Source organism: Pseudonocardia sp. CA-107938 (genome assembly GCF_050936315.1).
Taxonomy (GTDB): Bacteria; Actinomycetota; Actinomycetes; order Mycobacteriales; family Pseudonocardiaceae; genus Pseudonocardia.
Genome location: NZ_JBNJNA010000001.1, coordinates 5,169,242 through 5,192,731, shown reverse-complemented (window position 1 = coordinate 5,192,731; position 23,490 = coordinate 5,169,242). Strand labels below are relative to the sequence as shown.

Sequence of the window (23,490 nt, the reverse complement as noted above, 5' to 3'; positions counted from 1 at the left end):
TGAGGTCGACCTGGCTGAAACCGCCCCCGCGAGACTCGCCGAGGAACCGGGCGGAGCGGCGCCTGGTGGCCAGCTCGCTCGCGGTGGCCGCCCGAGGACGTCGCTAGCCGGTGGCGAGCAACTGCGCCACGCGGTCGTGCACGCTCAGCAGCAGCGGGGCCACCCCGGGCACGACGAGCGCGGTCAGGAGCAGCACGGCCACCGTCAACGCCGGGGCGACGACCCATGCCTCCACCGCGCCGCCGGTGCGCATCCGCAGCGGCCGCGGGCTGCCGACGGGGTACCAGCTGCGCCGCCGGATCCGCAGCGGCCACAGCAGGGGTGCCCCGGACTCGGTGATCGCGTCGCCCAGTGAGTGCACGACCATGCCGATCGCGACGGCGGTGCCGAGCCATCCCGCGGTGCCAGCGGTGCCGCCGGGCACGTACTCCTCGACGCCGAGCGTGAGCCCGGCCGCGATCACCAGCGACGGCGGGCCGGGCACCAGGTCGTCGAGGCCCTTGATGGCCAGCGCGAGGCACACGAACAGGGTGCCGACCAGCACCGGCGTGCCCCAGCGGGCCGACGCGAGGTTGATCCCGACGCCCAGCGCGACCGCGCCCAGGACGGTGTGGGTGAGCCCGCGGTGGGTGCCGCGTCCGGTGTCGCGGCGGCCGCGGGTGAGGTCGTAGACGAGCGCGGACAGCGGCCGCACGACGTGCGAGGCTAGCCACGACGCCACCGAGAACCGCCGGCTGGCGACGGAGGCCGGGTGGTCGAGGTCGGGCAGCAGCGCCGCTCCCGCGCAGACCGCGGCGAAGGTGACGACGGTGCCCGCGCTCGGTGTGATGCCGACGGTCAGCGGCGCGTACCCCGCGACGGCGAGCCCGACGGCCGCCCCGGACATCGCGTGACTGACCCCGAGCACGGACCCGACGCTACGGCGGTGTCACGGCGTGTCGGCGGAGCCACGCCGACGGGTGACACTCAGCCGTGCAACCGTCGGTACGCAGCACGGGCGCCGGGGTGCAGCGGCACACTGCCGGTGCCGATCAGCGAGCCCAGGTCGAGGTAGTGGGTGCCCAGCGCCGGCCGCGGCACGAGCTGCGCGGCCGCGGTGGCGAGCGTGGTGGCGATGGCGTCGACGACGTCGTCGGGGGCGTCAGGTGCGCAGGTGATCAGGTTGGCCACGCCGATCGTCGTCACGGCACCCGTGGCGCCGTACACCCCGGCCGGCACGGCCAGGCCGCGGTACACCTCGCCGAACGTGCCCTGCAGGCGCGCGAGCTCCCCGTCGAGCGGCAGGAGCCGGACGGGCCGGCGGGCAGCGAAGTCGGCGAGCGCCGGCGTGGGGACGCCGCCCGACCACAGCAGCGCATCGATGCGATGGTGTTCGAGTGCGTCGAGCGCGCCGCGCAGCGGGAGGTGCACGATGCCGGCGGTCGGCACGCCGGTGAGCAGCCGCTCGCCGAAGACGGCCGCTCCCGAGCCCACCGCCCCCGGGGAGACGACGCGACCGGCGAGGTCCTGCGTGGATCGGATGCCGTCCTCGGCCCGCACGACGAGCTGCATGTAGTTCTCGTAGACGCGGCCGACCGCGAGCAGCGGGACGGGCGCCGGCAGCACCGGCAACGTGCCGCGGCGGGCACCGTCGACCACGTCGGCGAGGGTGAGCCCGACGGTGGCCCGCCCGTCCCGGACGAGCTGGATGTTCTCGACGCTGCCGCCGGTGGGCAGCGCGGCCGCCGGCCGCCCATGCACGGAGAGCTGGGTCGCGAGCAGGCCGGCGAACTCCAGGTAGAAGCCCCCGTCCTCGCCGCCGGCGATCGCCAGCCGGGGTGGCGCACCCGGGCTGCACGCGGCCGCGAGCACACCGATCCCGGCCGCGCGCAGCACGGCCCGCCGGGTCGCGGTCACGCCTGCTCCCCGATCACCGGCAGCTCGATCGTGACCGTCAGGCCGCCACCGGCCGTGGCCGTCAGGCGGACCGCTCCCCCGTGGCCTGCCGCCAGCTGCGCCGCGATGGCGAGGCCGAGCCCCGACCCGCGCACCCCCGTGGAGTGCGGCGCCCGCCAGAACCGCTCCGTGGCCATGGTCAGCTCGTCGGGGGCCAGGCCGGGGCCGTCGTCGGCGATCTCGACGGCGCCGGGGCGGCAGGCGACGGTCACCGTGACGCCGGGGCTGGTGTGCCGGATCGCGTTGTCCAGCACGACGTCGAGCATCTGGGCGAGCTCGCCGGCGGGGCAGTCGACGGGGAACGGGCCGGGCGCGGTGCGCAGCCGCAGCTCGACGCCGGCGGCCTCCGCAACGGGCCGCCACACCGCGACCTGCTCGGCGGTCACCGCGGCGAGGTCGGCGACGCCCACGCGCTCGCCGCCGGCCGTGCGGTCGGTGCTGCGGCTCTCCGCCGCCGCGAGGTCGAGGATGCCGCCGAGGAGCCCTTCGAGGCGTTCCAGCTCGGTGGCGGTCGCGGCGTAGGTCTGCTGTCCCTCCGGCGCGACGTGCCGCTGCAGGACGTCCAACCGCAGTCGCAGCGCGGCCAGCGGGTTGCGCATCTGGTGCGACGCGTCGGCGACGAGCCGGCGCTGCTGCTCGGCGCTCGCCGTGATCGTCTCGGCCATGCGGTTGAACGCCGTGGTCAGCGTGCGCAGCTCCGGCGGGCCGCCCCGCGCCGCCACCGGGGCGCCGGCCCCACCGGCGGCGAGCGCGCGGATGCCGGCGTCGAGGCGGGCGAGCGGCCGCGTGATCCACCCCGTCAGCAGGAACGCCAACCCGACGGCCAGCGCTGCCAGCGCCAGCGCGCCGGCACCGAGCCGCACCCACGCGGTGGCGATGTCGGCGACCGCGACGCCCGGCAGCGCCCTGATCACGACCGCCCCGACGATGCCGGTGCCGGTGCCCACCGGCCGGCTCAGCAGCAACGGCTCGTCCGCGCCCGGGGTGAGCACGTCCGGCAGCGCCGTGGGCTGGTTGCGCAGCGCGGCCTCGACGGCGTCCCGCACGCCGGCGCCCTCGAGGTTCAGCCCGTCGGCCACGACCGGGAGACCGCGCCCGTCCGTCACGAGCACGCCCTCGTCGTAGACGTCGTGGTGGGCGGCGACCTCGTCCCGCAGGACACCGGTGTCACCGGTCAAGGTCGCCTGGACGGCGAGGGCGGCGAGCCGGTCCAGGTCGGAGGTGCGCGAGAGCACGAACCGCTGGGTGCGCTCCTGCGCGGTGGCGGCGAGCAGGGGCAGCGCGAACGCGGCCACGCCCGCGAGCGCGAGCACGGTCAGCACCACCAGCAGGCGGACGCGCACGTCACCCGCCCAGCCGGTAGCCGAAGCCGCGGATGGTGGTGAGCAGCCCGGGCGTGCCGAGCTTCGTGCGCAGGTTGGCCACGTGCACGTCCAGGGACCGCGAGACGGCGAGGTACGCGTCGCCCCACACCGCGTCGAGCACCTCCTGCCGGCTCACGGCGGCGCCGGGCCGCCGGGCGAGCACGGCGAGGATGTCGAACTCCTTGGACGTCAGGTCGAGCAGCTCCGCGTCGACGGTCGCCGTCCGGGCGGCCGGGTCCACGGTGAGCGGGCCGATCCGCACGGCCGCGACCTCGCTGTCGCCCGGTGCCGGCAGCCGCCGGCGGATCGCCTCGATCCGCGCCAGCAGCTCCCCCAGCCGGACCGGCTTGACCAGGTAGTCGTCGGCTCCCAGGCGCAGCCCCCGGACGATGTCGCGCTCGGTGCCCCGCGCGGTCAGTACGAGCACGCCGGGCCCGCCGATGCGGCGGATCCGGCGCAGCACCTCCAGGCCGTCGCCGTCGGGCAGCCCGAGGTCGAGCAGCACCAGGTCGACGTCATGGACGTGCTGCCACACGTCGACGGCGCGGCCGACGGTCCGGGTGCGGTACCCGTGGTCCGAGAGGGCGGCGACGATCGCCTGCGCCACCCCGTCGTCGTCCTCGACCACGAGGACCCGCACCCGGTCCATCCCGTCCTCCGTCCGCCCGGCGGCCCCCCATGATGACCGCCGGCCGGCCTTCAGACGCGCGCGCCACCCTCGTCGCGGGCGAACGCGCTGCCGCGCTCCAGGTCGAGCGGCGAATCGGCCTTGTTCTTCAACGCGAAGACGTAGACGACCAGGGAGATGGCGATGCACACCGTGACGTATCCGATGAACAGCGGCACCTGCTTCGCGTTCTTCAGCAACTCGTAGAGCCCTGGCGCGGTGCCGCCGAAGACCGAGTTCGCCAGCGCGTAGCCCAGTCCGACCCCGAGGGCCCGGATGTGGAACGGGAAGAGCTCCGACTTCACCAGCGCGTTGATCGAGGTGTACCCGGTGAGGATGATGAAGCCGCCGGCGAGCAGCAGGAGGGTCAGCGCCGGGTTCGTGGTCTGCGGCAGGAACGTGATCAGCACGTACGTGTAGATCACGCCGCCGACGCCGAACCAGACCAGCAGCGGTTTGCGCCCGACCCGGTCGCTGATCATCCCGCCGATCGGCTGCAGCACCATGAGGAACACCAGTGCGCCCAGGTTGATCCAGGTCGCGGTGATCGCGGAGTCCTTGTAGGTCGCCTTCACGATCGCCGGCGCGTTCACGCTGTAGGTGTAGAAGGCGATCGTGCCGCCCATCGTGATGAGGAAGCACAGCAGCAGCGGCTTCCAGTACTCGGTGAACAGCGTGGCGAGCGACCCGGCGCGCTTGGTGCCCTGCACCTCGGTGAGCTGCTCGGACGACAGCGACTCGTCCATCGTGCGCCGCATCCACAGCACCACCAGCGCACCGAGCCCGCCGATGAAGAACGGGATGCGCCAGCCGAAGTCGCGGATCTGGTCCTCGGAGAAGATCGCCAGCATCAGCAGCAGTGTCAGGGTGGCGAGCACCTGCCCGCCGACCAGCGTCACGTACTGGAACGACGAGAAGAAGCCGCGCTTCTCCTTGGTCGCAGCCTCCGACATGTAGGTCGCCGACGTGCCGTACTCACCACCCGTCGCGAAGCCCTGCACGAGCCGGCAGAGGATCAGGATGACGACGGCGGCCACGCCGATCGAGCCTCTGGTCGGCGTCACCGCGATCACGAAGGAGCAGGCGGCCATCACCGTGACGCTGAACGTCAGTGCGGCCCGCCGGCCGTACCGGTCGGCGTAGCGGCCGAAGTACCAGGAACCGACCGGCCGCATCACGAACGTGACCGCGAAGATGGCGTAGCCGTAGACGAGGGAGTTCGTGTCCTCGGCGGAGAAGAACTGCTTCTCGAAGTAGGTGAGGAACACCGTGTAGATGTAGACGTCGTACCACTCGACGAGGTTTCCCGACGACCCCTTGAGGGTGTTCAGCACGGCGCGCCGGTTCTGCTCCGCGGCTGTCTTCTCGGCCAAGTTCCCGTCCTCCGCTTCGACGATGAAGGGCTCGGGCAACGGTAGGCCGATCAGCCGTTCCCGACAGTGCGGGAGACGCTTCTTTACGTCTGCTTAGGGATGTCAGGTCCCCAGCAGGTCCAGGATCGACCGCGCGGCCATGCCCGGGGTCTGGGCGCCGCTGCGCACCGCCTGCTCCAGCTCGGGCACGGCCTGCCTGACCTGCGGGTCGGTGCGCAGGCGGTCCATCAGCTGGTCCCGCACCATCGCCCACATCCACTGCACCTCCTGGTCGGCGCGGCGGGTGGCCAGCTCGCCGTGCTCGTCGAGGGTGGCACGGTGGCGCTGCACGGCGTCCCACACGTCGTCGAGGCCGGCGCCGGTGCGGGCGCTGCACGGCAGCACGGGCGGGGTCCAGTTCGCAGAGCTGGGCGTGAGCATCCGCAGCGCACCCTTCAGCTCGCGCGCGGCCGCCTTCGCGTCCTTCTCGTGCTCGCCGTCGGCCTTGTTGACCGCCAGCACGTCGGCGAGCTCGAGGATGCCCTTCTTGATGCCCTGCAGGGAGTCGCCGGTGCGCGCGATCGTGAGCAGCAGGAACGTGTCCACCATCGCCGCGACGGCGACCTCGGACTGCCCCACTCCGACCGTCTCGACGAGCACCACGTCGTAGCCGGCGGCCTCCATCAGCACGATCGTCTCGCGGGTGGCCCGCGCGACCCCGCCGAGCGTGCCCGCGCTCGGCGACGGGCGGACGAACGCGTTGTCGTCGGCCGCGAGCCGACCCATCCGGGTCTTGTCGCCGAGGATCGAGCCTCGCGTGCGCGTCGACGACGGGTCGACGGCCAGCACGGCCACCCGGTGCCCCGCGCCGGTCAACCGGGTGCCGAGCGCCTCGATGAACGTCGACTTCCCCACCCCGGGTACGCCGCTGATCCCGACCCTGGCCGCGCCACCGGCGTGCGGCAGCAGCTCCAGCAGCAGCTGCTGCGCGGCCGCGCGGTGGTCGGCCCGGGTGGACTCGACCAGCGTGATGGCGCGCGCCAGCGTCGTCCGGGAGCCGTCGAGCACACCCTTCGCGAGCGCCGGGACGTCAGGAATCCGCGGCACGGGGGACGGCAGTCGACGAAGGAGACGGGGTGGGTTGAGACAAGCTCGCGATCAGCTTCTCCAGCAGATCCACGGCGGCCTCCGCGATCACCGTGCCCGGCCCGAACACGGCCGCGGCGCCGGCGTCGAACAGCGCCGGGTAGTCGGCGGGCGGGATCACGCCGCCGACGACGACCATGATGTCGGAGCGGTCCAGCTTGGCCAGCTCGTCGCGCAGCTCGGGCACCAGCGTCAGGTGCCCCGCGGCCAGCGAGTTGACGCCGACGACGTGCACGTCGGCTTCCACGGCCTGCCGTGCCACCTCGCCGGGGGTCTGGAACAGCGGCCCGACGTCGACGTCGAAGCCGAGGTCGGCGAACGCCGTGGCGATCACCTTCTGGCCGCGGTCGTGCCCGTCCTGACCCATCTTCGCCACGAGGATGCGCGGCTGGCGGCCCTCGTCCTCGGCGAACGCGTCGACGAGCTCGCGGGCGCGGTCGATGGCCGGGCTGCTGCCGGCTTCCTTCCCGTACACCCCGGAGATGATCCTGATCTGGCCCGAATGGCGCGAGAACACCTTCTCCAGCGCGTCGGAGATCTCCCCGACGGTGGCTTGTGCTCGGGCCGCGTCGACGGACAGCTTGAGCAGGTTCGCGTCGTCGCCCCGCTTCTCCCCGGCGTCGATGGCCGCGGCGGCGTTGGTGAGGGCGGCCAGCGCCGCGTCGACGGCGCGGTCGTCGCGCTCGGCGCGCAGCCGACGCAGCTTCTCCAGCTGCTGGGCGCGCACCCCGGCGTTGTCGACCTTGAGGACCTCGATCTCCTCGTCGTCGGTGACCACGTACTTGTTCACACCGATGACGGGCTGGCGGCCGGAGTCGATGCGCGCCTGGGTGCGCGCGGCAGCCTCCTCGACGCGCAGCTTCGGGATGCCGGCGTCGATGGCCTGCGCCATGCCGCCGGCCGCCTCGACCTCCTCGATGTGCGCCCACGCGCGCCGCGCCAGGTCGTACGTGAGCCGCTCGACGTAGTACGAACCGCCCCACGGGTCGATGACGTCGGTGGTGCCGGACTCCTGCTGCAGCAGCAGCTGGGTGTTGCGGGCGATCCGCGCGGAGAAGTCGGTGGGCAGGGCCAGCGCCTCGTCCAGGGCGTTGGTGTGCAGGCTCTGCGTGTGGCCCTGCGTGGCGGCCATCGCCTCCACGCAGGTGCGGACGACGTTGTTGTAGACGTCCTGCGCGGTCAGCGACCAGCCCGACGTCTGCGAGTGCGTGCGCAGCGACAGCGACTTCGCGTTCTTCGGGCCGAAGCCGTTCACGAGCTTCGCCCACAGCAGGCGCGCGGCCCGCATCTTGGCGACCTCCATGAAGAAGTTCATGCCGATCGCCCAGAAGAAGGAGAGGCGCGGTGCGAACACGTCGACGTCCAGGCCTGCGTCGATACCGGCCCGCAGGTACTCCACGCCGTCTGCCAGCGTGTAGGCCAGCTCGAGGTCGTTGGTGGCCCCGGCTTCCTGGATGTGGTAGCCGGAGATGGAGATCGAGTTGAACTTCGGCATCTCCCGTGAGGTGAACGAGAAGATGTCGGAGATGATCTGCATGGACGGCTGCGGCGGGTAGATGTAGGTGTTGCGGACCATGAACTCCTTGAGGATGTCGTTCTGGATGGTCCCGGTGAGCTTCGCGTGCGGCACGCCCTGCTCCTCGGCCGCCACGATGTAGAGGGCGAGCACGGGCAGCACGGCGCCGTTCATGGTCATCGACACGGACATCCGGTCCAGGGGGATGCCGTCGAAGAGCTGGCGCATGTCGAGGATCGAGTCGATCGCCACCCCGGCCATGCCCACGTCGCCGGCGACGCGCGGGTGGTCGGAGTCGTACCCGCGGTGCGTGGCCAGGTCGAACGCGATCGAGAGCCCCTTCTGGCCTGCGGCGAGGTTGCGCCGGTAGAACGCGTTGGACTCCGCGGCCGTGGAGAACCCGGCGTACTGGCGGATCGTCCAGGGCTGGGTCACGTACATCGCCGGGTACGGGCCGCGCAGGTACGGCGCGATGCCCGGGTAGGTGGCGAGGAAGTCCAGGTCGGCAGTGTCGGACGCCGTGTAGAGCGGCTTGACCGCGATGCCCTCGGGCGACTCCCACGGCACGGCGGCGACGCCGGGCCCGTCCGGCGGGGGCACGTCGGAGCGCAGCGGGACCTGGGTGAAGTCGGGGATCATCGGGTGCCCTCCAGCGCGGTCCAGACGGTGCCGAGCGTGGCCAGCGCGTCGCCGCCGGCGGCGAATGTCGCGTCGACCCCGTCGATCGCGGCCTTGCCGGCCAGCAGGATCGTGGAGGCGCCGGCGTCGCGCAGCGCGGCCGCGGTCTGCGCGCCGCGCTCGGCGTACAGGTCGTCGGTGGAGCAGAGCACCGCCACCGGGGTGCCGGCCTCGCGGTAGGCGGCCACGACGTGGTCGACGGTGTCGGTCGGGCCGGCCTCCACCGGCTCCACCCCGCCGGCCTGCAGCAGGTTGCGGGTGAAGCCGGCCCGCGCGGTGTAGGCGGCGAGCGGGCCCAGGGTGGCCAGGAACGCGCGCGGACGGCTCCCGGACTCGGCGAGGACCGCGTCGGAACGGTCGCGCAGCTCCTCGTACGGCGCGGCCGGCCGGTAGAGCGGCAGCCCGGCCCGCGGCGCCGTGGCCGGGAGCGGCTCCCGCACGACCGGCTTCTCCGCGAGGTCGGGGAACTCGCTCACCCCTGTGATCGGGGCCCGTCGGGTGGCGACGGCCTGCTGCCGCCCCGCCCGCACGTCGGCGATGCGGGCGTCGAGCAGCCCGCTCGTGAGCGCGGCCTCCGCCCCGCCGGCCGCCTCCAGCTCCTGGAAGAAGGCCCAGCCCGTCTCGGCGAGCGCGTCGGTGAGCGACTCCACGTACCAGGAGCCACCGCCAGGGTCGACCACCCGCGCCACGTGCGACTCCTCGACCAGCAGCGACTGGGTGTTGCGCGCGATCCGCCGGGAGAACGGGGTGGGCAGCCCGAGCGCCGCGTCGAACGGCGGGACGGTGACGGCGTCCGCGCCACCGACACCGGCGGCGAACGCGGCCACCGTGCCGCGCAGCAGGTTCACGTACGGGTCGCGGCAGGTCAACATCGTGGGCGAGACGACGGCGTGCTGCGGCGACGTGGTGGTCGCGTCCGCTCCGCTGGCCTCCAGCACCCGCGCCCACAGGCGGCGGGCGGCACGCAGCTTCGCGATCGTCGGGAACTGCTCGGCCGTGGCGGCGACGCGCAGCTCCAGCAGCTGCGCGGCCCGGTCGATCCCGACGTCGGCCGCCGTCAGAGCGCGCAGGTACGCGACGCCCGCCGAGATCAGGTAGCCCAGTTCCTGCGCGTCGGAGCCACCGGCCGTGTGTACCGGCAACCCGTCCACCGACAGCGCCGTGACCTGCGGGTACTCGGTGGCGACGCGAGCGGCGAGCGCCACCGCGGGCCCAGGGTCGGCGGCCTCCCCGGTGCGCGCGGCCCGCCCGAGCGGGTCGAGGCCGAGGTGTCCGAGCAGCTCGGCGGGGGCGACGCCGCGCTGGGCGGCCAGGTCGAGGAACGCCTCCGCCGCCGCGACCGCGTCCGGGACCGGCGCGTCCCCCGGGTCGAGCGCCACCGCCGCGAGGTCCAGCAGCACCCCGTCGAGCGCCGCCGGCAGGGCCGCGGCCTCGACGCCGCCGTCCACCACCGCCAGCCAGATCGAGGTGGCTCCGCCCTCCAGGTCGGCGAGGATCGCCTGCTGGACGGCGGCCGGATCGGTGCCGGCGTGGCGCTGGCGCACGTCCCAGCCGTGCGGTCCGCGCCGACCCCGCACGAACGGCCGCACCCCCGGCGACCCGGCCGGCGGCAGGTCGACGGCGTCGTCCGCGGTGTACAGCGGGCGCACCGCGATGCCGTCCGGGGAGGTGCGGACGAGCTTCGTGAAACCGGTGCCCGGCTCGGCGTCGGCCGGGATGCGGCGCGCCTTCACGAGCACGGCGTCGACCAGCTTCAGCCACTCGTCCCGCTCCGGAACGGGGAACCCACCAGCGAGCTCCAGCTCGTCGGGGTCCTCCGGCGCGGCGGCGTCGAGCACCGCTTCGTCGACCTTGCCGGTGTTCATCGGCGTCCTCCACCCACCGCGGCCGCGGTGGCGCGGAATGCGTCGGATTCTAGTGACGGGTGGTCGTCCGCACCGGGTCACGCGGGTGTGACGGTGATCCCGTCACACCTGACTGGTTCTGTGTCCCAGCGCGGCGAGCCGGCCGTCGACCAGCGCACGCAGGCCCTGCGCGTAGGTGTCCCGGGCGGCCAGCTCCGCCCACCTGTCCCCGATCGGCGCCAGGTGCGGGAACCGCTGCTCGTCGAGCGTCGCGTAGACGGTGTCGCGGTAGCGCGGCCGCCCGGACGCGGCACGACGACCCGCGCGCGCCCGCACCAGCACCTCGCCGACGGTGAAGTACCAGATGTTGCGGTAGAGCTCGACCGCCTGCTCGGGAGTGCAGCCGCAGCCGATCGCGCCGCCGACGATCGCGTCGACCCAGCCGAGCGCGGCCAGTCCGATCAGGTCGTCGGCCGTGAGGATCTCGACGACCTCCGGCCAGCCGGTGAGCGCTGCGTGCATGGCCTCGGCGGCGACGACGATCCGCCCGCGCGGGTCGGCGGGCAGCTCCGGCTGCGGGATCTGGTCGGCGTAGTGGCCGAGCAGCTGGACGAGCAGGTCCTGCTTGTCCTGGACGTGGTGGTAGAGCGTCGTGGCGCCGACGCCGAGCTCCGCGGCCAGGCCGCGGATGGTCAGCCGCTCCCACCCGTCGCGGTCCACGATCCGCCGGGCGGCTCCCATGATCTCCGCGCGCGACGTCACGGGCGGGCGACCGGTGCGGGGCATGCACCCATCTTCCCGCCGCCGATCGCGATGACACCAGGCCGGCCAGGTGCTATTTTCGGAACATGTTCGAAAACTCGGCGATAGACCTGTTCACCGCCCCCGTCCGCCTCCGCGCCGACGGCACGGCCGACCCCGCGACCCCGGACGAGCGCCGCGCCGTCCTGACGGGCACCGACTCCGGTCTCTGGACCCTCATGGCCTTCCACGCCGACGACGACCGGGCCGTCCACGCCGACGTGTGGGAGCGCCACCCGAACGGCAGCGAGGTGCTCTGCGTGCTCGCCGGCACCCTGCAGGTGCACCTGCGCGACGGGTCCGAGCCGGCCGTCCTCACCACGGGCTCGGCCTACGTCGTGCCGGCCGGCACCTGGCACCGGCTCAGCGTCGTCGAGCCCGCCGACCTGATCAGCATCACCCCGCGGTCCGGCACCCAGCACGAACGTGCGGAACCGGTCGGAGCGCGGCCGTGAGCGGCCGACCCGTCCGCATCGCGGGCCTCGCCGTGTTCGGCCTGATGGCCGGGCAGCAGATGCTCAATCCAGTGCTGCCGCCGCTCACCCGCGAGCTCGGGTTCAGCGAGCTGGCGCTGGGCGTCGTGTGGGCCGTCAGCGGCGCCGGCGTCGTCGTCACCAGCTCCTTCTGGGGGCGCCGGGCAGCGACGTGGGGGCACCGCCGGGTGCTCCTGACATCCCTCGTCGGCGCCGCGGCGGGACTGCTCGCGTTCGCCGTCGTCGCCGCGGTCGGCATCTCCGGCGCGCTGGCCGTGCCGTTGCTGTTCGCGCTGGTCCTGCTCACCCGCGGCATCGCGTTCGGGCTGTCCTGGGCCGCCACGCCGGTGACCGCGCAGTCCTACGTCGCCGCCGTCACCACCGGCCCGGCCGAACGGGTCCGCGGCATGGCCGTCATCGGCGCGGCGCAGGGGCTGGCGCTGGCGGTCGGCCCGGCGGTCGGCGGGGTGCTGAGTCTCGGCGGGCTGCTGGTGCCGGTCTTCGCCGCTCCCGTCGTGCTGGTGGCGATCGCCGTGCTGGTGCGGATCGGCCTGCCGGCGCCTCCGACGCGTCACACACCGGGCCCGGCGGTGCGGGTCAGCGCCCTCGACCGCCGGTTCCGCCCGTTCCTCGCGATCGGTTTCGGCCTCTACCTGGCGCTCGCCGTCGTCCTCATGATCGTCGGGTTCGTCGTGCAGGACCGGCTGCACGTCGGCGTCCACGAGACCGGCGCCGTGACGAGTCTCATGCTGCTCGCCGCCGCCGGCATGCTCGTGGTCGTGCAGGCGGCCGTCGTGCCGCGACTCGGCTGGACGTCGAGCCGCCTCATGCTCGTCGGTACGACCTTGATGATCGTCGGCATGGTGGCCGTCGGACTGGCGCCGACCCTGCTGCTGATGAGCGTGGGCACGGCCGTGCTCGGCACCGGCATGGGCTTCGCCACGCCCGGTGTCATGGCCGCGCCGACCCTCCTCGCCACCCCGGAGGAGCAGGGTGCCGTCGCCGGGCTGGCCAGCGCGAGCAGCGCGCTCGCGTTCGTGCTCGGCCCGCTCGTCGGCACCGGCCTCTACGGGATCGCGCCGCTCGCCCCGTTCGTCCTCGGCACGGGAGTGCTGGTGGCAGCCTCGGCGATCGCCGCGGTCAGCCGCCTGCCGGCCGCACCGGAACCGGTCGCCGCCGGGTGTGACGATCACGCGCATGGAACCGCGCATCCGTGACCTCGACGGCGTCTTCGCCCTGCTCGACGCCCTGGTTGCACCGGTTGGCGGCGACTGGTGGGACCGGTTCTACGCCGACCGATCCCGCCAGGTGCCGTTCTTCGTCGACAAGCCGGACGAGCACCTGGCGGCGGCCGTCGAGCAGGGCGTCGTCCGGCCGGGACGCGCACTGGACCTCGGCTGCGGACCCGGACGCAACGCCCTGCACCTGGCCGCTGCCGGCTTCGCGGTCGATGCCGTCGACCTGTCCGCCACCGCCGTCGCGTGGGCGCGCGAGCAGGCCGCCGCGGCGGCACTCGACGTCGGGTGGCTGGTCGGCGACGCGTTCACCGCCGACCTGCCCGGACCGTACGACCTGGTCGTCGACTCCGGGTGCTTCCACCACCTGCCGCCGCACCGCCGCGTCGACCATCTGCAGTTCCTCGATCGGGTACTCGCGCCGGGCGGCGTGGTCTGCCTGACCTGCTTCACCCCCGAGGGCGGGATCGCCGTGCCCGACGTGGAGGTCTACCGGGCCGGCCGGCGGACTGGCGGGATCGGCTTCACGGCAGCGGATCTGCGGTGGATCTTCGCGGGGTACGAGGAGCTCGCGCTGCGCCCGATGGTGGCGCAGGCCCCGGACTCGCCGCTCTTCGGCGAGTCGTTCCTGTGGGCGGTGCTGCTCAGGCGAGGGTGATCGCGGTGCCGGACACCGTGACCTGCTTCTTCTCCAGGGGTCGGGTGGCCGGACCCTTCAGCACCGCGCCGTCGGCGATCGCGAACCGGCTGCCGTGGCACGGGCAGACGATCGCGCCGTCCTCGACGCTGCCGACCGAGCAGCCCGCGTGCGTGCACCGCGCCGAGTAGGCCGCGAACGTGCCGGCGGTGGGCTGCACGAGCACGACGCCCTGCTCGGGCAGCACGCGTCCCCCGCCGACCGGCACGTCGGCGGTCGAGCCGAGCGCGGTGCCCGGCGTCGCGACGGCCGGCTGCCCGGCGGCGTCGGCGCAGGCGGCGAGGACACCGGTCGCGCACACGGCGCACGCGCCGACGAGGACGGCGCGCCTGGTGGGTGGTGCGGCAGGCGCACCCGTCATGATCACTCCCGGGGACGTCGTGGTGGGATGGTCGCGACCCGGATCTCACACCCGATCGGTTCAGATCACCGTGAGGTGAACCGTCCGGCGTCCGCGTACGTGTACCCCACGACAGGCCGTAGGGTCCGCACACCCGAACGAAACCGCGCCCCGGGACGGAGGTGGGACGTGCACGCCGACGAGGCGCTCGTCCACGCCGTGTACCAGGAGCACGGCCGGGCGTTGCTGGCCTACGCGACCCGGCTCACCGGGGATCGCGCTGCGGCGGAGGACGTCGTGCAGGAGACGATCGTGCGGGCGTGGCGCAACCCCGAAGTGCTGACGAACGGCAAGGGCTCGACCCGCGGCTGGCTGCTCACGGTCGCCCGCAACATCATCACCGACCGCGTCCGCGCCCGGGCGGCGCGACCGCAGGAGGTGCCCGCCGAGCAGGACGGCGTGACCGTGGCACCCGTCGAGCGGGACCACGCCGAGCACGTCGTCGCGTCGGTGACGGTGCTGAAGGCGATGGACACCCTCTCCGACGACCACCGCGGCGTTCTGCAGGAGCTGTACTTCCACGGCCGCAGCCTCGCCGAGGCCGCGACGGCGCTGGGCATCCCGCCCGGCACCGTGAAGTCCCGCTCGTACTACGCGCTGCGCGCGCTGCGCGACCACCTCGCCGAAGCCGGCAGCAGCGAGGGGGTGCGGGCATGACCGCGCCCCACCCCGAGCCCGGCGACCTGAGCGCGTTCGCGCTGGGTCTGCTCGACGCGGCGCAGGCCGGCGCGGTGGCCCGGCACCTGGACGGGTGCGCCGTGTGTCGGCGCGAGCAGGAGGAGCTGCGCGAGATGGCCCAGATGCTCGGGGAGCTGCCGCCGGAGATGCTGCTCGACGGTCCCCCCGAAGGCGGCGACCTGCTGCTGGCCCGCACCGTGCGTCAGGTGCGTGGCGAGGTCGGGAAGCGTGGACGGCGCCGGGTCCTCGCCCTGGCGGCCGCGTCGGTGATCGGGGTCGCGGCCGCGATCGGCGGCGGCGTCCTCATCGGGCGGGTCACCGCGCCACCGACCGTCTCGTCGATCCAGGCCGCCGGCACGCGCGTGCTCGACGGTGCATCGGGAGCCGTGAGCATGAAGGCGACGGTCTCCCCCGCCGCGGAGTGGGTACGGCTGGCCGTCACGGTCTCCGGGGTGCCCCGCGGCAAGCACTGCAAGCTCATCGTGGTGCGCAAGGACGGCAGCCGCGAGGTGGCGGGCTCGTGGACGGTCGGTCCGCGCGGCGAGGGCGGCGGGGTGACCGTCGACGGGGCCGCCGACGTGCGCATGGAGGACGTCAGGTCGGTGAACGTCGAGGACACGGACGGCACGGTGTACGTGGCTGCGGTCACCTGATCACCCATCGAGCTTCTACGTACGGTAGAACTACTACGGGACGTAGAAGTTCGGAGGCGACGCAATGGACGCGCTGGATTTGGCCCGGTGGCAGTTCGGGATCACGACCGTCTACCACTTCCTGTTCGTGCCGCTGACGATCGGCCTGTCGGTCATCGTCGCGTCGCTGCAGACCGCGTGGCAGGTCACCGGCCGCGCCGACCTCCTGCGGGCCACCCGCTTCTTCGGCAACCTCTACCTGGTCAACACCGCCATGGGCGTGGTGACCGGCGTCGTCCAGGAGTTCCAGTTCGGCATGAACTGGAGCAGCTACTCGACGTTCGTCGGCGACGTCTTCGGCGCCCCGCTCGCACTGGAGGCGCTGCTCGCGTTCTTCCTGGAGGCCACGTTCCTCGGCCTCTGGATGTTCGGGTGGGACAAGCTGCCCCGGCGCGTCCACCTCGCGACGATCTGGGCCGCGGCGATCGGCTCGAACCTGTCGGCCTACTTCATCCTCTCGGCGAACGCGTGGATGCGGCACCCGGTCGGCTTCGAGGTCGACCCGGTGAGCGGGCGGGCCCGCATGACCGACCTCGCGGCCGTGCTCACCAACCCGCAGGCGGTCTCCACCTACGTGCACGTCGTGACCGCGTCGTTCGTGGTCGCCGGGCTGTTCGTGGTGGCGGTGAGCGCCTACCGGCTGCTGCGCCACCCCGACACCGACCGGCCGCTGTTCCGCACCACCCTGCGCACCGGCCTGGTCGTCACCACGCTCGCCGGGGTGATCATCGTCGGGTCGGGCGACCACCAGGCCAAGCTCATGCACGAGTACGAGCCGATGAAGCTGGCCGCAGCCGAGGCGCACTGGGAGACCGGGGAGTACGCCGGGTTCTCGCTCTTCGCGATCGGCGACCTCACCGAGCGCCGCAACGTCATCGACATCGCGGTCACGCCGGTGCTGAGCTTCCTCGCCACCGGCTCGATGGACGGCGAGGTCCGCGGCATCAACAACCTGCAGGCGGAGTTCCAGCAGAAGTTCGGCCCCGGCGACTACGTCCCGAACGTGCCCGTCCTGTACTGGGCGTTCCGGCTGATGATGGGGCTCGGGCTCGCCGGCGTCGGCGTCGGGATCGTCGGGCTGTTCCTGACGCGGAAGGGGCGGGAACCCGCGCCGTGGGCGTACCGGGTGGCCATGTTGGGCCTGCCCGCCGCGCTGGCCGCCAACATCTGCGGCTGGATCCTCACCGAGATGGGCCGCCAACCCTGGACGGTGGTCGGCGAGCTGCTCACCGCGGCCAGCGTCTCCCCGGGCGTCTCGCTGGGCGAGGTCGCGTTCTCCCTCGCCGCCTTCACCGCCGTCTACGCGGCGCTCGCCGTCGTCGAGGGCCGGATCCTGTGGCGCTACGTCAAGGCCGGCCCCGCACCGGCCCCCGTCGACCCCGAGGCCGCGACCCCCGCCCCCGCAGTGAGCTACTAGGAGCCCGCGATGGACCTCCCGACCGTCTGGTTCGCCGCCGTCGCCGTCCTCTGGGCCGGCTACCTCCTGTTGGAGGGCTTCGACTTCGGCGTCGGCATCCTCACCCCGCTCGTCGGCCGCGACGAGCAGGGCCGCAGCGACGCACTGGCCACCATCGGCCCCGTCTGGGACGGCAACGAGGTGTGGCTGGTGACGGCCGTCGGCGTCACGTTCGCGGTGTTCCCGCCCTGGTACGCGGCCACGTTCTCGGGCTTCTACCTGCCCGTGGTGCTGGTGCTGCTGGCGCTGATCGGGCGCGGGGTGGCGCTGCACTACCGCGGCAAGCACGACGACCCGGCGTGGCGCCGACGCTGCGAGGCCGCGATCGTCGCGGGCAGCGTGGTCCCGCCGTTCGTCTGGGGAGCGCTGTTCACCGCCACCCTGACCGGCGTCCCGCTGGGAGCCGACGGGGTCGTGCGCGGCGGCGCGCTCGCGCTGCTCACCCCCGGGCCGCTGCTCGGCGGGCTCGCGACCGTGGCGCTGTGCGTCCTGCACGGCGCGACCTTCCTCGCCCTGAAGACCCATGGGCCGGTGCGCGACCGCGCCCGGCACGCCGTCCGGTGGGCGGCTCCGCTCGCGGCCGCTGCGCTCGCCGCGCTGGCCGTGCCGTTCGGACCGGTCGCGTGGGCACTGCCCGTGGTCGCCGCGATCGCCGGGCTGGCCGTCGCGCTCGGCCGGGACGGGTGGGCGTTCCTCGCCACCGCCGTCGCCGTGGTCGGGCTCGCCGCCCTGCTCGTCGCGTCGCGGTACCCGGTGCTGATCACCTCGACGACGGGCGACGACCTCACCGTCGCCGATGCCGTCGCCGGCCCGTACACGCTCGGCGTGCTCAACGTGATCGGGCTGGTCCTGGTGCCGATCGTCCTCGGCTACCAGTCGTGGACGTACTGGGTGTTCCGCAAGCGGATCACCCGCGAGCCAGCGAGCGTCTGATGCGCCCGCTCGACCCCCGGCTGGTCGCCACCACCCGTCCGGTGCGGGTGCACCTGGCGCTGTCGGTGGCCGCGGGGGTCGCGCTCGCCGGGCTGGTGCTCACGCAGGCCTGGGTGCTGGCCGACCTGCTCGGCGGCGGGTCGCTCCACCTCTTCGGGATCGATCTTCCCGACCTCGATGCCGGCACCGCGGTCGCGGCGGTCGCCGGCATCGCGGTGGCCCGGGCGGTGCTCGCAGCCGGCGCGGAGACCGCCGCGCTGCGCAGCGCCGCCCGGGTGGTGTCCGACCTGCGGCGACGTGTCGTCGTGCACGTCACCGGCTCTGCGGTCGACCCGACCGACGCCGATCCGGGCGAGCTCGCCACCCTCGCCGGCCACGGCCTCGACGGGCTGCACGACTACGTCGCCCGCTACCTGCCGCAGCTCGTCCTCGCCGTGCTCGTGCCGGGTGCGGTGCTCGTCGCGCTCGCCGCGACCGACGGCTTGTCGGCGCTGGTCGTGGCGCTGTCGCTGCCGCTGATCCCGCTGTTCATGGCGTTGATCGGCTGGCACACGCAGGCCCGCACGGAGAAGCAGTGGGCGCTGCTGCAGCGGCTCGGCGGCCAGTTCCTCGACGCCGTGCAGGGGCTGCCCACGCTGGCCGTGTTCCGGCGGGCGAAGGCCACCGCCGGGCTCGTCCGGGAAGCCGCGGAGCAGCACCGCATCGCCACCACGGCGACGTTGAAGGTGGCTTTCCTGTCCGCGCTGGTGCTGGAGCTCGCGGCGACCCTGTCGGTGGCGCTCGTCGCCGTCGAGATCGGTCTGCGGCTGCTCTACGGGCAGCTCGACCTCACCACCGCGCTGTTCGTGCTGGTCCTCGCCCCGGAGGCGTACCTGCCGCTGCGCGAGGTGGGTGCGCGGTTCCACGCGAGCATCGAAGGCGTCACAGCCGCGCAGAAGGCCTTCGCCGTGCTCGACGGGCCGGGCGGCGACCGGCCGGCCCCGGTGCGGCCGGCCGGCGTGGACCCGACCGCGGAGATCGCCTTCCACGGGGTCGGGCTGGCGTTCGACCGGCCCGTCCTGGAGGACCTGGACCTGCGGCTCGCGCCCGGCTCGACGACCGTCGTCACCGGGCCGAGCGGTGCCGGCAAGACCAGCCTGCTCGCGCTCCTGCTGCGCTTCCGCGACCCCACCGCCGGGCGGATCACGGTCGGCGGCGTCGACCTCGCCGACGTGCCCGTCGACGAGTGGCGGCGGCACATCGCCTGGGTGCCGCAGCACCCGTACCTGTTCGACGCGTCGGTGGCCGACAACATCCGTCTCGGCATGCCAGGAGCGTCCGACGCCGCCGTGGAGCAGGCGGCGCGGCGTGCCGCCGTCCACGACGAGATCGCGGCCCTGCCCGACGGGTACGTCACGCGGCTCGGCGAGCGCGGCACCCGGCTCTCGGCCGGTCAGCGCCAGCGCATCGCCCTGGCCAGGGCGTTCCTGCGGGACGCGCCGATCCTGCTGCTCGACGAGCCCACCGCGCACCTGGACCCCGCCTCGGCCGCGCTGGTCCGCGGCGCGGTGGCCGAGCTGGCGCGGGGCCGCACCACCTTGATCGTGACGCACGACGAGCAGTGGGCGACGGCGGGCTCGGTGGCGGGCTCGGTGGCGGGCTCGGTGGCGTTGATCATGGGCAAAACGTCGTCAATTGATCTCCACGAGCAACGTTTTGCCCATGATCAACGCCCCTCCGCCCCCGCTCCCCCACCACCCGAGCCCGTCGAGGCCGGCACCGAGCGGGGCGGTGGGCTCTGGCGGCTGATCCGCTTCGCCCGCCCCCGCGCCGGGCGCTTCGGCCTGGGTGTGCTGGCCGGAGCCGCGGCGTCCGGATCCGGCATCGCGCTCATCGCCGTCGCCGCCTGGCTGCTCGCCACCGCCGCCCAGCACCCGCCCCTGACGGCGCTGTCGATCGCCGTCGTCGCCACCCGCGCGCTCGGCGTCACCCGGGGGCTGACGCGCTACGCCGAGCGCCTCGTCACCCACGACGCCGCGCTGCGCACGCTCGCCGGCCTGCGGGCGCGGGTGTTCGAGCGGATCGCCGTCACCGAGCCGATCCACCGGTTCCGCTCCGGCGACCTGGTCAACCGTTTCGTCGGCGACGTCGACGCCACGCAGGACCTGCTGGTCCGCGGTCTCGCCCCGCCGCTCGCGGCCCTGCTGGCCGGGGCGGGGGCCGTCACGCTCGCAGCGGTGCTGCACCCGACCGGTGCGCTCCTGCTCGCCGCCGGACTGACCCTCGCAGGCCTCGCCGTCCCGGCTGCGGCAGCGCTGGCCGGTCGCGGGCCCGGCCGCCGGCGCACCGCGGCACGCGCGGAGCTCGCCACCACCCTCGTGGACTCCCTGCGCGGCGCCCCCGACCTGCACGTCCACGGCGCCATGCCAGCCGCGCTCGCCCGCGTCGTCGATGCCGACCAGCGGTTGCTGGCCGACGCCGGCCGCGAGGCCCGGATCCTCGGGTTGGGCGCCGGCGCCTCGACAGTCGTCGCCGGCCTGACCTTGTGGGCGGTGCTGCTCGACGGCGTCACCGCGCAGCTCGGCACCGTCCCGCTCGCGGTGCTCGGCCTGACCGTGCTGGCCGCGTTCGAGGTCGTCGCCCCGCTGCCGGCCGCGGCCGCCCGTCTGGCCGCCGTGCGGGCCGCAGCCGTCCGGCTGTTCGCCGTGCTCGACACCCCGCCGTCGGTGCAGGTCCGGCCGGCGCCGCAGGAACCCGGAGCCGGCCTGCGGATCCGTGGCCTGCGCGTGCGCTACGCCGCCGACGAGCCGTGGGTGCTGGACGGTCTCGACCTCGACCTGCCGCCCGGCCGGCGCATCGCGGTGGTGGGGCCCAGCGGCGCCGGCAAGAGCACGCTCGCCGCGGTGCTGTTCCGCTTCCGCGACCCGGACGCCGGCACCGTCCACGTTGACGGCACCGACATGCGGAGCCTGCCACCTGATGCCGTCCGGCGCATCCTCAGCGGCATGCCGCAGGATCCGCACCTGTTCACCGGCACCGTCGCCGACAACCTCCGCATCGCCGCACCGGAGGCCACCGACGAGCAGCTGCGGGCTGTGCTCGAGCGGGTCCGGCTGGCCGATCTCGACCTCGCGACACCCGTCGGGATCGGCGGCACGCGGCTCTCCGGCGGGATGCGCCAACGCATCGCGCTGGCCAGGGCACTGCTCACCGACGCAACCGTGCTTGTGTTGGACGAGCCCACCGCGCACCTCGACCCCGCCACCCGCGACGCCCTGCTCGACGACCTGCTCGACGCGGCCGCGGAGCGGTCGCTGCTGGTCATCACGCACGACCGGGCCGTGCTGGACCGCTTCGACGACGTGGTCGAGATCGGCTACGCCGCGCCGTCGTCCCCCAGCGGATCCACGCCCGAATCCGTCTGCGCGGTGGCAGCCGGGGTGAGCGTGTCCGGCAGCCCGGGCAGCACGTTCTCCACGTAGGAACGCGCCGCCGTCGTGGTGCGCACGCCCCGACCGGCGGCCTCCGACAGGAACCAGCGGTGCTCCAGCACCTCGTGGAAGATCTCGGCGGGCGCGAGCCGCCCGGCCAGCTCCTCCGGCACCAGACCGAGCACCTTGTCGAAGATCTCCGCCCGCCACCGGTGCGCCGCCACCGTCTCCGGGATGGCGCGGCCCTCCTTGCGTTCGAGGTGCCCGCGGTAGGACACGACGTCGTTGAGCAGCCGCCTGGCCTGCCCCTCGGTGACGTCGAGCCCGGTGAGCGCGAACAGCTTCGCGCGGTGGTGCCCGCTCACGCCGACCTTGGTGCGCACCCGCAGCCGCGCCCCGTCCTCCGCGGTGACCAGCTCCAGCTCGTCGACGTCGAAGCCGAGCTCGTTGAGCCGCTCGACCCGCTTCGTCACCTGGTAGCGCTGGTCGCCGGGATCGATCGGCTCCTCGCGGGTCAGCTCGTCCCACAGGGCGTGGTAGCGCTGCGGCAGCTCCATGGCGATCCCGATCGGGTCGACGTGCTCGGGCAGCAACCCGCCGGCCTGCAGGTCCAGCAGCTCGCCCCCGACGCGCTCCGCGGCGTAGCGGATGTCGTAGTCGCGCTGCCCGTCGGTGAGCGTTGGGTGCAGCTCGGCGGTCTCGGCGTCGACCAGGTAGGCCTCGATGCTCCCTGCGTCCGGGCGGAACAGCGTGTTGGACAGCGAGCAGTCACCCCAGAGCAGCCCCGCCAGGTGCAGCCGCACCAGCAGCTCCACCATCGCGTCGACGAGCTTGCCCTCGGGGAACGACGCGTACCGGTTGGAGAAGAGGTAGCGGTAGGACATCGAGAAGTCGAGGAACCGGGTCACGAGGATGGCGTCGAGCTCCAGGCCCTGATGCTGGCCGCGCTCGACGGCGATGCCCAGCACCGCCACCGCCGGCATGCCCATCGACTCGAGCTGGCCCAGCAGCCGGTACTCCCGCCGGGCCAGCCGCTCGTTGATCTCCTTCAGGGCGAAGATGTGGCCGTCGGCCTCGACGAACCGCACGACGTGCCGGGAGATGCCGCGGTGCGGCATCTCCAGCAGCCGATCGTCCTTCCACTCCTCCAGCGGCTCGTGCCACGGCAGCGTCAGCAGGCCGGCGGCGTCGCCCGCGGGAGGTCGGAAGATGAAGCGCACCCCCTGATTATCGCCGTGGGCCGATCAGGCCTTCGGACCGCCCGCCACGTAGATGACCTGCCCGGACACGAACCCGGCCCGCTCGTCGGTGAAGAACGAGACGGCGTTGGCGATGTCCTCCGGCACCCCGGCCCGCGCCACCGGGATGGCCTTCGCCCTGGCCTCGACGTAGGTGTCCCAGTCCTGCCCGATGCGCTCTGCGGTCGCCTTCGTCATGTCGCTGACGATGAACCCGGGCGCGACGCAGTTGGCGGTGATCCCGAACTTGCCCAGCTCGATGGCGAGGGTCTTCGTGAACCCCTGCAGGCCGGCCTTCGCCGTGGAGTAGTTGACCTGGCCGCGGTTGCCCAGCGCCGACGTGCTGGAGATGTTCACGATGCGGCCCCACTTCGCCGCGACCATGTGCTGCTGCACGGCGCGGCTCATGAGGAACGAACCGCGCAGGTGCACGCCCATCACGGTGTCCCAGTCGGACACGTCCATCTTGAACAGCAGGTTGTCGCGGGTGACGCCGGCGTTGTTCACCAGGATCGTCGGCGCGCCCAGCTCGGCGGCGACCCGCTCCACCGCACCGGCGGCGGCCGCCTCGTCACCGACGTCCGCGCCGACCGCGAGCGCCCGACCTCCGGCCGCCTCGATGGCCGCCACCGTCTCCTTCCCGGCCTCCTCCTGCAGGTCCAGGACGGCCACGGCGTGCCCGTCCGCCGCCAGGCGCAGCGCGGTCGCCGCGCCGATCCCTCGTGCGGCCCCGGTCACGATCGCGACGCGAGCGGCGTTGTCGGTCATCTGCTCTCCTTCTGGACGATCTCGTGCTCCGGCTTGAGTCTCGCTGCTGCGCCGGGCGGACGCCAGATCGGGACGACCGGCCGTTCGGAGCACGCTCTCCGCCCGTCCGACGCAGCGCGCCGCTGGTCGATGAGCTGCGGCGACATGACAACCCGTGTCCGAGCTGTCACCGTCCCGTGATCTGCATGGGCAACTGTTCCAGCAGTC

General features: G+C 73.7%; 20 protein-coding genes. 8 read left to right on the top strand and 12 right to left on the bottom strand.

Annotation, left to right across the window (positions count from 1 at the left end; all coding sequences use genetic code 11):
- Positions 1-103 precede the first annotated feature (103 nt).
- The 9 genes from ACQEVB_RS25635 to ACQEVB_RS25595 all read right to left on the bottom strand — a co-directional run bounded on the left by ACQEVB_RS25635 (position 104) and on the right by ACQEVB_RS25595 (position 11,288).
- Positions 104-907: a metal-dependent hydrolase gene (locus tag ACQEVB_RS25635; RefSeq protein WP_432976014.1), complete on the bottom strand. Its 804-nt coding sequence runs from the start codon at positions 905-907 to the stop codon at positions 104-106.
- Positions 908-966: 59 nt separating this feature from the next.
- Positions 967-1,896 carry a TAXI family TRAP transporter solute-binding subunit gene (locus ACQEVB_RS25630; protein ID WP_432976011.1) on the bottom strand — a complete coding sequence of 310 codons (930 nt, stop codon included), beginning with the start codon at positions 1,894-1,896 and terminating at the stop codon, positions 967-969.
- Positions 1,893-3,278, bottom strand: coding sequence for a sensor histidine kinase (locus ACQEVB_RS25625; RefSeq protein WP_432976008.1), 1,386 nt, complete (start codon positions 3,276-3,278; stop codon positions 1,893-1,895). The genes ACQEVB_RS25630 and ACQEVB_RS25625 overlap by 4 nt, the downstream gene beginning before the upstream one ends.
- 1 nt (position 3,279) lies before the next feature.
- A complete protein-coding gene (locus tag ACQEVB_RS25620; RefSeq protein WP_432980567.1) occupies positions 3,280-3,939 on the bottom strand; it encodes a response regulator transcription factor in 660 nt (219 codons plus the stop codon).
- A gap of 59 nt (positions 3,940-3,998) precedes the next feature.
- Positions 3,999-5,339 carry an MFS transporter gene (locus tag ACQEVB_RS25615; protein WP_432976005.1) on the bottom strand — a complete coding sequence of 447 codons (1,341 nt, stop codon included), beginning with the start codon at positions 5,337-5,339 and terminating at the stop codon, positions 3,999-4,001.
- Positions 5,340-5,441: 102 nt separating this feature from the next.
- Positions 5,442-6,425 carry a methylmalonyl Co-A mutase-associated GTPase MeaB gene (meaB, locus tag ACQEVB_RS25610; protein WP_432976002.1) on the bottom strand — a complete coding sequence of 328 codons (984 nt, stop codon included), beginning with the start codon at positions 6,423-6,425 and terminating at the stop codon, positions 5,442-5,444.
- Positions 6,409-8,619 (bottom strand): methylmalonyl-CoA mutase, encoded by a 2,211-nt coding sequence (gene scpA, locus ACQEVB_RS25605; protein ID WP_432975999.1) that lies wholly within the window; start codon positions 8,617-8,619, stop codon positions 6,409-6,411. Before scpA ends, meaB begins: the two co-directional genes overlap by 17 nt.
- Positions 8,616-10,523 carry a methylmalonyl-CoA mutase family protein gene (locus tag ACQEVB_RS25600; protein WP_432975996.1) on the bottom strand — a complete coding sequence of 636 codons (1,908 nt, stop codon included), beginning with the start codon at positions 10,521-10,523 and terminating at the stop codon, positions 8,616-8,618. The genes scpA and ACQEVB_RS25600 overlap by 4 nt, the downstream gene beginning before the upstream one ends.
- 102 nt (positions 10,524-10,625) lie before the next feature.
- The gene (locus ACQEVB_RS25595; RefSeq protein ID WP_432975993.1) at positions 10,626-11,288 is read right to left on the bottom strand and encodes a TetR/AcrR family transcriptional regulator; all 663 of its coding nucleotides are present in this window, start codon (positions 11,286-11,288) and stop codon (positions 10,626-10,628) included.
- A 62-nt stretch (positions 11,289-11,350) separates the two neighbouring features.
- On the opposite strand from ACQEVB_RS25595, the gene ACQEVB_RS25590 reads away from it, so the two are divergent.
- Genes ACQEVB_RS25590 through ACQEVB_RS25580 form a run of 3 tightly spaced genes read left to right on the top strand, consistent with a single transcriptional unit; the run spans position 11,351 to position 13,669 of the window.
- The gene (locus ACQEVB_RS25590; RefSeq protein WP_432975990.1) at positions 11,351-11,758 is read left to right on the top strand and encodes a cupin domain-containing protein; all 408 of its coding nucleotides are present in this window, start codon (positions 11,351-11,353) and stop codon (positions 11,756-11,758) included.
- Positions 11,755-12,993, top strand: coding sequence for an MFS transporter (locus ACQEVB_RS25585; protein ID WP_432975987.1), 1,239 nt, complete (start codon positions 11,755-11,757; stop codon positions 12,991-12,993). The genes ACQEVB_RS25590 and ACQEVB_RS25585 overlap by 4 nt, the downstream gene beginning before the upstream one ends.
- Positions 12,974-13,669, top strand: coding sequence for a class I SAM-dependent methyltransferase (locus tag ACQEVB_RS25580; protein ID WP_432975984.1), 696 nt, complete (start codon positions 12,974-12,976; stop codon positions 13,667-13,669). The genes ACQEVB_RS25585 and ACQEVB_RS25580 overlap by 20 nt, the downstream gene beginning before the upstream one ends.
- Here the strand turns inward: ACQEVB_RS25580 and ACQEVB_RS25575 are convergent.
- On the bottom strand, positions 13,656-14,069 hold the full coding sequence (locus ACQEVB_RS25575; RefSeq protein ID WP_432975981.1) for a Rieske (2Fe-2S) protein: 414 nt from the start codon (positions 14,067-14,069) through the stop codon (positions 13,656-13,658). The two genes, ACQEVB_RS25580 and ACQEVB_RS25575, sit on opposite strands and share 14 nt — an antisense overlap.
- A 168-nt stretch (positions 14,070-14,237) precedes the next feature.
- On the opposite strand from ACQEVB_RS25575, the gene ACQEVB_RS25570 reads away from it, so the two are divergent.
- The 5 genes from ACQEVB_RS25570 to cydD all read left to right on the top strand — a co-directional run bounded on the left by ACQEVB_RS25570 (position 14,238) and on the right by cydD (position 21,328).
- Entirely contained in the window at positions 14,238-14,765 is a 528-nt protein-coding gene (locus ACQEVB_RS25570) for a sigma-70 family RNA polymerase sigma factor (protein WP_432975978.1), read from the top strand.
- A complete protein-coding gene (locus ACQEVB_RS25565) occupies positions 14,762-15,439 on the top strand; it encodes an anti-sigma factor family protein (RefSeq protein WP_432975975.1) in 678 nt (225 codons plus the stop codon). Before ACQEVB_RS25570 ends, ACQEVB_RS25565 begins: the two co-directional genes overlap by 4 nt.
- A 64-nt stretch (positions 15,440-15,503) precedes the next feature.
- Positions 15,504-16,895, top strand: a complete 1,392-nt coding sequence (locus ACQEVB_RS25560) for a cytochrome ubiquinol oxidase subunit I (RefSeq protein WP_432975972.1) — start codon at positions 15,504-15,506, stop codon at positions 16,893-16,895.
- A 9-nt stretch (positions 16,896-16,904) separates the two neighbouring features.
- Positions 16,905-17,867, top strand: a complete 963-nt coding sequence (cydB, locus tag ACQEVB_RS25555; RefSeq protein WP_432975969.1) for a cytochrome d ubiquinol oxidase subunit II — start codon at positions 16,905-16,907, stop codon at positions 17,865-17,867.
- Positions 17,867-21,328, top strand: coding sequence for a thiol reductant ABC exporter subunit CydD (gene cydD / locus ACQEVB_RS25550; RefSeq protein ID WP_432975966.1), 3,462 nt, complete (start codon positions 17,867-17,869; stop codon positions 21,326-21,328). The genes cydB and cydD overlap by 1 nt, the downstream gene beginning before the upstream one ends.
- On the opposite strand, the gene ACQEVB_RS25545 is transcribed toward cydD, so the two are convergent.
- Positions 21,223-22,497 (bottom strand): DUF4032 domain-containing protein, encoded by a 1,275-nt coding sequence (locus ACQEVB_RS25545; protein WP_432975963.1) that lies wholly within the window; start codon positions 22,495-22,497, stop codon positions 21,223-21,225. The genes cydD and ACQEVB_RS25545 overlap by 106 nt on opposite strands.
- Before the next feature lie 24 nt (positions 22,498-22,521).
- On the bottom strand, positions 22,522-23,283 hold the full coding sequence (locus ACQEVB_RS25540; RefSeq protein ID WP_432975960.1) for an SDR family oxidoreductase: 762 nt from the start codon (positions 23,281-23,283) through the stop codon (positions 22,522-22,524).
- Between the last annotated feature and the right edge of the window lie 207 nt (positions 23,284-23,490).